Genomic DNA, 11,752 nt, shown 5'->3' on the forward strand with positions numbered 1-11,752 from the left:
ACGGATGAAATGGCCGGCGCGGGCCAGTATCATGTCGGTTCGTTTTTCTGCCGACGTTGAAGTTCTCCATGAGCGAAGCACCCCGCAAGATACTGGTCACCAGCGCCCTGCCCTACGCCAACGGTCCGATCCATCTGGGCCACCTTCTGGAATACATCCAGACCGACATCTGGGTGCGCTTTCAGAAGCTGCGCGGCGAGCAGTGCCTGTACGTTTGCGCCGATGACGCCCACGGCACCGCCATCATGCTCAAGGCGGAAGAGAAAGGCATCACGCCGGAGCAGCAGATCGAGCAGGTGAAAGCCGAGCACGAGCGCGACTTCGCCGCTTTCCAGATCCGCTTCGACAATTACTACAGCACCCACAGCCCGGAGAACAAAGCGCTCTCGGAGATGATTTTCCAGCGCAACAAGGACGCCGGCTACATCCTGGAAAAAACCATCACCCAGCTCTACGACCCGGAAAAAGGCATGTTCCTGGCCGACCGGTTCGTGCGCGGCACCTGCCCCAAGTGCAAGACCGCCGACCAGTACGGCGACAACTGCGAGGCCTGCGGCGCCACCTATTCGCCGTCGGAGCTGATCGACCCGTATTCCGCGGTGAGCGGCGCCACGCCGGTGGAGAAAGAAACCACCCAGCTGTTCTTCGACCTGCCTAAGTTCGAGCCGCTGCTGCGTGAATGGACCCGTTCCGGCTCGCTGCAGGAAGGCGTGGCCAACAAGCTGCAGGAGTGGATGGAAGACCTGCAGCCCTGGGACATCTCCCGGGAAGCGCCCTACTTCGGCTTCGAAATTCCCGGCTATCCGGGTAAGTATTTCTACGTGTGGATGGACGCGCCGGTGGGCTACATGGCCAGCTTCCAGAATCTGTGCGAGCGCGAGGGCATCAATTTCGACGACTACTGGAAAGCGGATTCCGACGCCGAGCTGTATCACTTCATCGGCAAGGACATCATCAATTTCCACGGTCTGTTCTGGCCGGCCATGCTCGACGGCGCCGGCCTGCGCAAGCCCACCGCCATCTTCAGCCACGGCTTCGTCACCGTGAACGGCGCCAAGATGTCCAAATCCCGGGGCACCTTCATCATGGCGCGCACCTACCTGGATCATCTGGATCCGGAGTATCTGCGCTACTACTTCGCCGCCAAGCTGAACAGCCGGGTGGATGATTTCGACCTCAACCTGGAAGACTTCGCCCAGCGCGTGAACACCGACCTGGTCGGCAAGGTGGTCAACATCGCCAGCCGCACCGGCAACTTCGTCAAGAAATTCGGCGGCCGGCTCGGCGACGACCTGGATAACCCGCTGCTGGCCCGCGAAGCCCAGGAGGCGGCGAGCCGTATCGCCGCCTTCTACGAACAGCGTGAATTCAGCAAGGCGATGCGCGAGATCATGAGCCTGGCCGACCACGCCAACGGCTACATCGCCGACAAGGCGCCCTGGAGCCTGGCCAAGGAAGACGGCAAGGAACAGGAGGTGCTGGCGATCTGCACCACCGCCCTGAACGTATTCCGGCTGCTGGTGCTGTACCTGAAGCCGGTGCTGCCGGGCCTGGCGGAACGCGCCGAGGCCTTCCTGGATATTCCGCCGCTGACCTGGGCGGACGCCGGCACCCTGTTGCTCGACCACCCGATCAACAAGTTCAAGCCGCTGCTGTCACGGGTGGACATGGCGCACATCGAAGCGATGCTGGCCGATTCCCGCGACACCAACCCGGCGGCCTCCGCCGGGGAAGCGGCGGCCCAGGACACGCCCGAGGAGGAAGACGACACCATCACCATCGACGACTTCCTCAAGGTCAAGTTGCGCGCCGCCCGCATCGCCAAGGCGGCGCCGGTGGAAGGTGCCGACAAACTGCTGCAGCTGACCCTGGACGTGGGCGAACTGGGCGAGCGCAACGTGTTCGCCGGCATCAAAAGCAAATACCGCCCGGAAGACCTGGAAGGCCGCATGGTGGTGCTGGTGGCCAACCTGGCGCCGCGCAAGATGAAGTTCGGCGTCTCCGAAGGCATGGTGCTGGCCGCCGGCCCCGGTGGCGACGATATCTTCCTGCTCAGCCCGGACGATGGCGCTCAGCCCGGGATGGAAGTGCGCTGAGGCCTCGCTGGGGCCATAAAATTGTGGGCGCTTGCCTTGCAAGCGAAAGGCCGGCTTTGCCGGCCGGCAGGATCCCAGAGGCGCTGGCATAAAAAAACCGCGGCCGGTTGGCCGCGGTTTTTTTGGTTCCGTGGCGCCCGCGCGGGGCGCCGTTCGGACAGGGGGTTTACCGACCGCCCTGCTGACCGCCCTGCTGCTGACGCATCTGTTCCTGCATCTGACGCATCTGCTCACGCTGCTGCTGAGCGCGTTTTTCCAGGGTGGCACGCTGCTCTTCGGTGAGCGTGTCCTGGATGCGGGCCTGCAGGAGAACGCTTTCGGCGGTCACATCGCCGGTCAGCTCGCCCAGCTCTTCCGCGTTGTCGCGGATTTCGCCTTCGTCGTAGTCCGGACCGATCTGGTCGCTCAGGGCCTGCTGCAACTGCTGCGCTTCGGTGCGCATTTCCGTGATCTTGCCTTCGGAATCCTTGATCAGTTCACGCAGTTCCTGCTTTTGGTCGTCGCTCAGATCAACCATTTGATCCAGCTGGTCCACCTGGTCGCCCTGCTGCTGGCCGGGGGCCGCTTGCTGAGCGGTTGCGGTGGCACCGAGACCGAGGGCCAACAGGGCCGCCAGGCTCACTTGCTTTAAGGTCATCATAGAGATCTCCCAGACGTTTTATGGACTGTTTGCAAATTCGTGAACGGGTCACGCTACCGGATCAGGCAACGGAACGTCACCCCCGGTTCCCCGGGCAACCAAGAACGGTTTCCCCTGACTTCCGGGTCACGGCTGTGCAGCCGAGTCATGACGCGGGGTCCAGCGGGACACCTCGGAAACGGAAAATTTTGCTAAACTCGCCGTTCCCAAGCTCGAACCGACCCTAATTGATGACTGAATACCTCCTCATCCTGATCAGCGCGGTGCTGGTGAACAACTTCGTCCTGGTGCAGTTCCTCGGCCTGTGCCCGTTCATGGGCGTCTCCAATAAGGTGGAGACCGCCATGGGCATGTCGCTGGCCACCACCTTCGTGCTGACCCTGTCATCGGTGCTCGCCTACCTCACCTGGGCCTATATCCTGGTGCCGTTCGAGCTGGAATACCTGCGCACCATCAGCTTCATTCTGGTGATCGCGGTGGCGGTGCAGTTCACCGAGATGTTCGTCAAGAAAGCCAGCCCGCTGCTGTACCGGGTGCTGGGCGTGTTCCTGCCGCTGATCACCTCCAACTGCGCGGTGCTGGGCGTGGCGCTGCTCAATGTGCGTCAGAGCGACGCCACCTTTATGAGTTCCCTGACCTACGGCCTGGGCGCCGCCCTGGGCTTCTCGCTGGTACTGATTCTGTTCGCCGCCATGCGTGAACGGATCGCCGTAGCCGATGTGCCCGAGGCCTTTCGCGGCCCCAGCATCGGTCTGATCACCGCCGGGCTGATGTCCCTGGCGTTCATGGGCTTTTCCGGGTTGATCAAGTTATGACCACGGTACTGATCGCCATCGCCGCCCTGCTCGGGCTGGCGGCGCTGTTCGGCGCCGTGCTCGGCTACGCCTCCGAGAAATTCAAAGTGGAAGGCGACCCCATCGTCGAGCAGATCGACGCCCTGCTGCCGCAAACCCTGTGCGGCCAGTGCGGCCACCCCGGCTGCCGCCCCTACGCCGAGGCCATCGCCGAGGGCGAAGAGCACAACCGCTGCCCGCCCGGCGGCGAAACCACCGTGGAAGCGCTCGCCGACCTGCTCGGCCGCGAGGTGCTGCCGCTGGACAACGAGGGCGCCGAGGACGCCAGCGTGGAGCGCGTGGCCTACATCCGCGAGGACGAATGCATCGGCTGCACCAAGTGCATTCAGGCCTGCCCGGTGGACGCCATCGTCGGCGCCGCCAAGCAGATGCACACGGTGATCGCCGACGAGTGCACCGGCTGCGACCTGTGCGTGGACCCCTGTCCGGTGGACTGCATCGACATGATCGAGCGCCCGGTGACCCTGGCCACCTGGACCTGGGACCGGCCCGCCGGCATCGGCCGCCGTCCGGAACAGCGCATTGAGGTGGTGAACCTGTGAGAGCGAACCTGTCCCTGTTCCAGCGTCTGCTGCCCGGTGCGCGCCGCGCGCCGGTGTATGACTTCCCCGGCGGCGTGCACCCCGCCGAACACAAAACCGTGTCCAACCGGACGCCGATCGCGCCGGGGCCGAGGCCGGCGCAGCTGGTGCTGCCGCTGAACATGCACCTGGGCGCCCCGGCCCGGCCCATCGTGGCGGTGGGCGACCGGGTGTTGAAGGGGCAGATGCTGGCCGAGCCCGCCGGCGCCGTCAGCGCCGCCCTGCACGCGCCCACCTCCGGCACCGTGGTGGCCCTGGGGCCGCGCCCGATTCAGCACCCCTCCGGCATGGACGCGCTCTGTATCGTGCTGGAGCCGGACGGCGAGGACCGCTGGGCGGAGCGCCGGCCGGTGGCCGACCACACCCGGCTGGGCCCGGGCAAGCTGATCGCCCTGCTGCGCGACGCCGGGGTCGCCGGCTTGGGCGGCGCCGGCTTCCCCACCAGCGTCAAGGTGAACCTGGGCGACCATCAGCGCGTCGAGCAGCTGATCATCAACGCGGTGGAGTGCGAGCCCTACATCACCGCCGACGACCGCCTGATGCGCGAACGGGCGGACGAAATCGTGCTCGGCATTCAGATTCTGCAGTACCTGCTCAACCCCCACGACACCCTGATCGGCATCGAGGACAACAAGCCCGAAGCCATCGCCGCCCTGCGCGCCGCCTGCGCCGACAGCGACGTGGAAGTCCGCGTGGTGCCCACCAAATACCCTTCCGGCGGCGAAAAACAGCTGATCCAGCTGCTCACCGGCAAGGAGGTGCCCAGCGGCAGCATCCCCGCCCAGTGCGGCGTGGTGTGCCAGAACGTGGGCACCGCCTGGGCGGTAAAACGGGCAGTGCACGACGGCGAACCGCTGCTGTCGCGCATCACCACCGTAACCGGCGACGCCGTGGCGCGCCCCGGCAACTACGAAGTGTGGCTGGGCACCCCGGTGGCCGACCTGCTGCACCACGCCGGCGTGGACAAGGAGCGGCTCGGCCGTCTGGTCATGGGCGGCCCGATGATGGGCTTTACGCTGCACGATCCCTCCGTGCCGGTGGTCAAGACCAGCAACTGCGTGATCGCCGCCAGCGCCGAGGAACTGCCGGAACCGCCGCCGGAGCAGGCGTGCATCCGCTGCGGCGCCTGCGCCGAGGTGTGCCCGGCCAACCTGCTTCCGCAACAGCTCTACTGGTACGCCAAGACCGACGACTTCGAGCGCGCCCAGCACCACAACCTGATGGACTGCATCGAGTGCGGTGCCTGCGCCTATGTGTGCCCCAGCCATATTCCGCTGGTGCAGTACTACCGCTACGCCAAGGGGGAAATCCGCACCCAGGCCGCCGAGCAGATCAAGGCGGACCGCGCCCGGGAGCGTTTCGAGGCGCGCCAGGCCCGGCTGGAGCGGGAACAGGCGGAGAAGGAAGCCCGCCGCCGCGCCCGTCTGGAGGCCAACCGCAAGAAGCAGGAAGCGGCGACCGACAGCGGCGCCGGCGACGAGAAGCTGGCGGCGCTGAAGAAGGAAGTGGGCCAGGCTTCCAGCGCCTACAAAGCGGCGGTCAAAGCGGCCAAGACCGCCGAAGCCCAGGAAGCGGACAACGCCGCCGAGCTGCGCGCCCGGGCCGACAGCCTCAAGGCGGAAGCGGACCGGGCCAAGGCGGCCCTGCGCGACGCCAAGGCCGCGGCCCCGGCGCCGACGGCGGCGCCCGCCGAATCCACCGCCCTGGCGGACCTGAAGAAAGCAGTGGGCGAGGCCTCCAGCGCATACAAGGCGGCGGTGAAAGCCGCCAAGACCGCCGAAGCCGAGGAAGCGGACGACGCCGCTGAATTACGCGCCCGGGCCGACACTCTGAAAGCGGAGGCGGACCGCCTGAAGGCCGAGTTGCGCGACGCCAAGGCGGCCCAGGGGCCGGCGGCGGCCCCCGCCGCGCCGGCGCCGTCGACGCAGGACAAGGACACCGCGGCGGAGAAACCGGCCGCCGCCGGGGCCGCGCCCAAGGCCGCCGGCGATGACCAGGCCGCCGCCAAGCGCCAGAAGCGCCTGAAAGCTCTGAAAACCGCCTACAACATGGCGCACAAACAGTACAAGGAAGCCCACGCCGCGGTGGAACGGGCCGAGCGCGCCGGCCAGGAAAGCGACGAGGCCCTCGCCGCCATGCACGCCAAGGTGGAGAAACTGAAAGCCAAGGCGGACCACTGCCGCGACGCCCTGGACGCGCTGGTGGAGCAGGCCAAGGCGGATATCCTCGCCCACACCGGCAAGGACCTGAAAACCCTGAAGCTGGACGCGGCCCGGGCGGAAAGCGCCCTGCGCGACAAGGCCGACGAGCTGGAACGGCGCCGCGACACCTCCGACGCGGACACCCTGGAAACCCTGAATTCGGAACTGGACGCTTTGCAAGAACACGCGCAACTGACCCGCCTGGCGCTGAAAACCGCCGTGGAAGAACAGGGGCTGGTGGAAGAATGAGCCTGATCAACGCCCCTTCCCCGCACACCAGCCGGCACACCGACACCGGCGCCGTCATGCGCCAGGTGGTCTATGCCACCCTGCCCGGCCTGGCGGCGCTGGTCTGGCAGTTCGGCCTGGGCAGCCTGCTCAACGTGCTCTGGGCGGTGCTGGTGGCGGTGGTCTGCGAGGCCCTGTTCCTGCGCGCCCGGGGCAAGCCGGTGGCGTTTTACCTTAAGGACTGGAGCGCGGTGGTCACCGCCGTGCTGCTGGGCCTGGCGCTGCCGCCCACCGCGCCCTGGTGGCTGACCCTGATCGGTGTCGGCTTCGCCATCGTGGTGGCCAAGCAGCTCTATGGCGGCCTGGGCATGAACCCGTTCAACCCGGCGATGATCGGCTATGTGCTGTTGCTGATCTCTTTCCCGGTGGCGATGACCCAGTGGATCGCGCCCGGCGAGGCGCCCGCCCCGGCGGACAGCCTTGCCCTGTTCCTCGGCCAGGCGCCGGCGGACGCCTTCACCGGCGCCACGCCGCTGGATACTTTCCGCACCTGGGCCGGCGACGCCGAGGCCCTGGCCGGCCGCGACATTCTCGCCGGGCAGCTGGCGGGCCCCGGCTGGGAGGCCGTCAATCTGGCATTCCTGCTCGGCGGCCTCTACCTGCTGGCGCGCCGTATCATCACCTGGCAGATCCCGGTGGCGTTCCTGGCCGGCCTGGCGCTGCCGGCGCTGATCGCCCACCAGGTGGACGCGGCGCGCTTTGCCGGCCCGCTGTTCCATCTGTTTTCCGGCGGCGCCATGCTGGGCGCGTTCTTCATCGCCACCGACCCGGTGAGCGCCGCCACCAGCCGCCTGGGCCGGTTTATCTACGCGCTGCTGATCGGCCTGCTGATCTGGGTGATCCGCACCTTCGGCGGCTACCCGGACGCGGTGGCGTTCGCGGTGCTGCTGCTCAATCTGTCGGCGCCGTTTATTGATTACTACACCCAGCCGCGCGCCTACGGGCACCGCAAGGCGAACAAGGGGGCCAACCCATGATCCGCCAGGCGATAACCCGCAACGCCGTGATCCTGGGGCTGTTCGCCATCGGCACCGCCGCCGCCCTGGCGCTGACCAACCAGGCCACCCTGCCGCGGGTGGAGTGCAACCGCCAGAACGCCCTGATCGCGTCTCTGGCCCAGGTGATGCCCGACGACCGTCACGACAATGTGCTGATCACGGACCGCATTGAAGTGCGTGACCCGCTGCTCGGCAACGGCGCGCAGCATATCTACCGGGCCCGCCGCGACAGCGCGCCGTCCGGCGTGGTGCTCGAAGCCACCGCCCCGGACGGCTATGGCGGCGCCATTGATCTGATCGTGGGCGTGGACACCGGCGGCCGCGTGCTGGGCGTGCGGGCGGTGCCGCCGCACAACGAAACCCCGGGCCTGGGCGACAAAATAGAACGGCGCAAATCCGACTGGATCACCACCTTCAACGGCCGCTCCCTGACCAACCCGGACGACGCCGGCTGGGCGGTGAAGAAAGACGGCGGCAGCTTCGACAGCTTCACCGGCGCCACCATCACCCCGCGCGCCGTGGTCGGCGCCGTGCACCGCGCCCTGCTTTATTTCCGTGATCACAAAGAGCAGGTGTTCCAGGCACCGGCCACCGACGACGCGCCAGACAGCATGAGGGAGGCCTGCCGTGGCTGAGACCGACTACCGGAAAATCACCCTCGACGGGCTCTGGAACAACAACCCGGCCACCGTGCAGATACTCGGCCTGTGCCCGCTGCTGGCGGTCACCGGTACGGTGGTCAACGCCCTGGGGCTGGGGCTGGCCACGCTGGTGGTGCTGATGGGCTCCAACGGCGCCGTGTCGCTGATCCGCGGCTATGTCACCGACGCGGTGCGGCTGCCCGCCTTCGTGATGATCATCGCCGCTCTGGTGACGGTGATCGAAATGCTGATGCGCGCCTTCACCTTCGAGCTGTACGAAATCCTGGGTATTTTCATTCCCCTGATCGTCACCAACTGCACCGTGCTGGGCCGCGCCGACGCCTTCGCCAGCAAGAACCCGGTGCTGCCCTCGCTGCTGGACGGCTTCATGATGGGCGCCGGCTTCCTGGTGATCCTGGTGATTCTCGGCGGCATGCGCGAGCTGATCGGCCAGGGCACGCTGTTCGATAACATGCAGTTATTGCTGGGCCCCGTCGCCTCCGGCTGGCGCCTGGAAGTGTTCCCGGACTACCCCGGCTTCCTGTTCGCGGTGCTGCCACCGGGCGCCTTTATCGGCCTGGGGCTGATCATCGCCGGCAAGAACGTTATCGACCGGCGCCTCAAAGCCGCCCGCAAGGCCCGGCAAGCGGACCAGCCCACCGCCAGCCGGCGGGTACGCACCACCGGCAAGGTGAGCTGAAAAGCGGGTGATCGGGCCAACACGGTTGCCGTTCTAATGTCGTAGCCCCAGTGATCTGGTTCAAAAGCACGGCGCTTTTAACAGCGTTATACAACTTTCACCGGGCTTCCCGGGTAAAAATAGCGCCCACTACGTTAAAGCGCGCGCCAGTGATCGGCGCATGCCAAGAATCAGAAAGGAGGCCATTATGAAAACAGCAGCAACCGTGGCACTCGCCGTGGTAGGCACCGTGGCCGTCGCCGGTGTCGGTTACGGCGGCTATCAGGCGCTCAACGACGAAGGCCCTTACGCCGAAGTGGTCAAAGTGGAGCCCGCCACCAAAACCTGGCAGGAACCCAACCAGCGTTGCGAGCAAGTCACCGTGCAGCGGCAGAAACCGGTCAAGGACAAACACCAGATCGCCGGCAGCGCCATCGGCGCGGTGGTGGGCGGTGTTATCGGCCACCAGTTCGGTGGCGGCAGCGGCAAGGACGTGGCCACCGCCGCGGGCGCCGTGGCCGGCGGTTACGCGGGCAACAAGGCGCAGGAACGCATCCAGGAAGGCAACACCTACACCACCACCGAAGAGCGCTGCCAGACCATTATGGAAACCCGCAGCGAACAGGTCGGCTACAACGTCACCTACCGCTTCGACGGCCAGACCCAGACCGTGCGCATGGAAAACGAACCCGGCGCCCGCCTGCCGGTGGAAAACGGCCGGGTGGTGACCGACTAAGGCGCCCCGGAAGCGCACCACGCCAGCACCCACCGGGTGGCGTCGCCGCCCGGTTCCCCCTTCGTTATACTGTCCGTTTTTCGCCAGCGAACCGACGCCATGAATCGCGAAAAACGCACCGAAATCTTCCGGCGGTTGCGCGAACAGCGACCGCACCCCACCACCGAGCTCTATTTCACCACGCCGTTCGAGCTGCTGGTGGCCGTGGTGCTGTCCGCCCAGGCCACCGACGTGGGCGTCAACAAAGCCACCGCAAAACTCTTCCCGGTGGCCAACACGCCCCACGCCATCCGCGCCCTGGGCGTGGACGGCCTCAAAACCTACATCAAGACCATCGGCCTGTTTAACTCCAAGGCCGCCAACATCATCAAACTCTGCGACCAGCTGATCGAACAGCACGACGGCGAAGTGCCGCGCTCCAGAGCCGCCCTGGAAGCACTGCCCGGTGTCGGGCGCAAAACCGCCAACGTGGTGCTGAACACCGCCTTCGGCGAGCCCACCATCGCCGTGGACACGCACATCTTCCGGGTCTCGAACAGGACGCGCATCGCGCCGGGAAAAAACGTGGTGGAGGTGGAGCAGCGGCTGATGCGGACCGTGCCGGAAGAGTTCAAGCGGGACTGCCACCACTGGCTGATTCTGCACGGGCGCTACACCTGCGTGGCGCGCAAACCCAAATGCGGCGAGTGCCTGATCGCCGACCTCTGCGAGTTCCCCGTTACCAAGCGGCCAGACTGAGTACGACCTCTCCAGAGAGCCCGCGCCGGGATCGGGTGGGCCCGTCCAGGACACGCCACGAGTACATCCCTTGTATCTTGACGAACTCCACTGATGAGTGGTGCGCTCAGGGACGCCTGAGCAGGGGCATGGTCAGACTGTGTAAATCCCTAGGCCTTGAGCCTGCCCTACAGATCAGTCGCCATGTCCCATCTTTGCTCGACAGATCGAACGGTATCGAAGGCCGGCCTCTGCGGCCAGAGCCTGCATGAACAAGGGTGATCGCGACAATGACGACTTGGATTCTCGGCATCGACATCAGCAAGCGTAAATTTGATGCGGCCTTGTCCATGGGCGAGAAGTTCAAGACCAAGGCCTTTCCCAACACATCTTCAGGCCATCGTGCTCTGTTGGAGTGGCTGGCTCGCTACGATGCAGACCACGTCCACGCCTGCATGGAAGCCACGGGCTCTTATTGGGAAGCACTGGCGACCTTCCTCCACGATGAGGGGCACCGGGTAAGTGTCGTCAACCCGGCGCAGATTCACGCCTTCGCCAAGGGGCTCCTGACGCGAACCAAGACAGACCGGCAAGATGCCCGGTTGATTGCCCGCTTCTGCGAGGCAATGAAGCCGGGGTTTTGGCAGCCACGTCCCCGTGAGGAACGGGAACTGTTTGCCCTGATCCGGCGCCTGGATGCCCTCAAGGGAATGCGTGACCAGGAACGAGCGCGCCTTCAGGAGGCCCATGAGGCGGTGGCGGACGAGATCGAAGGTCATATCGAAGGGTTGGAGCGCGCGATTCGAGAGCTGGAAGAGCGGATTCGCGACCACATCGAGCGCCACCCGGGCCTTCGGGACAAGCGCGATTTGCTGGCCAGTATTCCCGGTGTAGGTGAGACCACGGTCCATCAGATCCTCAGCCGACTCAGTGTGTTATCGCTGCTCGGCTCGGCCAAGCAATGGGCGGCGTACGCCGGTTTATCACCAGGGGAGCGCAGCTCCGGCCAGCGGCAAGCGGCTAGTTCAGGGATGGTGCGCCTGGGTGATGCCCGACTGCGTAAGGCGTTGTATTTCCCGGCGATGGTGGCCAAGCAGCACAACCCAGTCTTCCGGCGCTTCGCGCAACGACTACGCTCGAACGGCAAGCGGCCCAAACAGATCGTCGTGGCCTGCATGCGCAAGCTGCTCCACATCATGTACGGAGTACTGAAAAGCGGTCGGTGTTTCGACCCGTCGTGTTATGGGATGCCGGCCCACACCATCTCCGAGATGAGAGTGGCCCGAACCAGTTGATGGGCAAGACGGTATCTGTAGGCTCG

11 protein-coding genes are annotated in these 11,752 nt (G+C 65.8%); 10 read left to right on the plus strand and 1 reads right to left on the minus strand.

Annotation, left to right across the window (positions count from 1 at the left end; genetic code table 11):
* The first annotated feature begins 68 nt into the window (after positions 1 to 68).
* Positions 69 to 2,096 carry a methionine--tRNA ligase gene (metG, locus tag ACEQZD_RS14800; RefSeq protein WP_370186336.1) on the plus strand — a complete coding sequence of 676 codons (2,028 nt, stop codon included), beginning with the start codon at positions 69 to 71 and terminating at the stop codon, positions 2,094 to 2,096.
* 166 nt (positions 2,097 to 2,262) lie between these two features.
* Here the strand turns inward: metG and ACEQZD_RS14805 are convergent, their stop codons facing one another.
* Positions 2,263 to 2,736 carry a Spy/CpxP family protein refolding chaperone gene (locus ACEQZD_RS14805; protein ID WP_370186338.1) on the minus strand — a complete coding sequence of 158 codons (474 nt, stop codon included), beginning with the start codon at positions 2,734 to 2,736 and terminating at the stop codon, positions 2,263 to 2,265.
* A 230-nt stretch (positions 2,737 to 2,966) separates the two neighbouring features.
* Here ACEQZD_RS14805 and rsxA point away from each other — a divergent pair, with 230 nt between their 5' ends.
* The 9 genes from rsxA to ACEQZD_RS14850 all read left to right on the plus strand — a co-directional run bounded on the left by rsxA (position 2,967) and on the right by ACEQZD_RS14850 (position 11,726).
* Positions 2,967 to 3,551: an electron transport complex subunit RsxA gene (gene rsxA, locus ACEQZD_RS14810; protein WP_142949109.1), complete on the plus strand. Its 585-nt coding sequence runs from the start codon at positions 2,967 to 2,969 to the stop codon at positions 3,549 to 3,551.
* Positions 3,548 to 4,132, plus strand: coding sequence for an electron transport complex subunit RsxB (rsxB, locus tag ACEQZD_RS14815; RefSeq protein ID WP_370186340.1), 585 nt, complete (start codon positions 3,548 to 3,550; stop codon positions 4,130 to 4,132). The genes rsxA and rsxB overlap by 4 nt, the downstream gene beginning before the upstream one ends.
* Positions 4,129 to 6,621, plus strand: a complete 2,493-nt coding sequence (gene rsxC / locus ACEQZD_RS14820) for an electron transport complex subunit RsxC (RefSeq protein WP_335629802.1) — start codon at positions 4,129 to 4,131, stop codon at positions 6,619 to 6,621. Before rsxB ends, rsxC begins: the two co-directional genes overlap by 4 nt.
* Positions 6,618 to 7,637 carry an electron transport complex subunit RsxD gene (gene rsxD / locus ACEQZD_RS14825; RefSeq protein ID WP_194856968.1) on the plus strand — a complete coding sequence of 340 codons (1,020 nt, stop codon included), beginning with the start codon at positions 6,618 to 6,620 and terminating at the stop codon, positions 7,635 to 7,637. The genes rsxC and rsxD overlap by 4 nt, the downstream gene beginning before the upstream one ends.
* On the plus strand, positions 7,634 to 8,293 hold the full coding sequence (gene rsxG / locus ACEQZD_RS14830; RefSeq protein ID WP_370186343.1) for an electron transport complex subunit RsxG: 660 nt from the start codon (positions 7,634 to 7,636) through the stop codon (positions 8,291 to 8,293). Before rsxD ends, rsxG begins: the two co-directional genes overlap by 4 nt.
* On the plus strand, positions 8,286 to 8,999 hold the full coding sequence (locus ACEQZD_RS14835; protein WP_194856970.1) for an electron transport complex subunit E: 714 nt from the start codon (positions 8,286 to 8,288) through the stop codon (positions 8,997 to 8,999). Before rsxG ends, ACEQZD_RS14835 begins: the two co-directional genes overlap by 8 nt.
* Before the next feature lie 187 nt (positions 9,000 to 9,186).
* Positions 9,187 to 9,714, plus strand: a complete 528-nt coding sequence (locus ACEQZD_RS14840; RefSeq protein WP_370186345.1) for a glycine zipper 2TM domain-containing protein — start codon at positions 9,187 to 9,189, stop codon at positions 9,712 to 9,714.
* Between the two features lie 99 nt (positions 9,715 to 9,813).
* On the plus strand, positions 9,814 to 10,452 hold the full coding sequence (gene nth / locus ACEQZD_RS14845) for an endonuclease III (RefSeq protein ID WP_370186347.1): 639 nt from the start codon (positions 9,814 to 9,816) through the stop codon (positions 10,450 to 10,452).
* Between the two features lie 269 nt (positions 10,453 to 10,721).
* Entirely contained in the window at positions 10,722 to 11,726 is a 1,005-nt protein-coding gene (locus ACEQZD_RS14850) for an IS110 family transposase (protein WP_370186349.1), read from the plus strand.
* Positions 11,727 to 11,752 lie beyond the last annotated feature (26 nt).

It is taken from the genome of Alloalcanivorax sp., from assembly GCF_964221125.1.
Classification (GTDB): Bacteria; Pseudomonadota; Gammaproteobacteria; order Pseudomonadales; family Alcanivoracaceae; genus Alloalcanivorax; species Alloalcanivorax venustensis.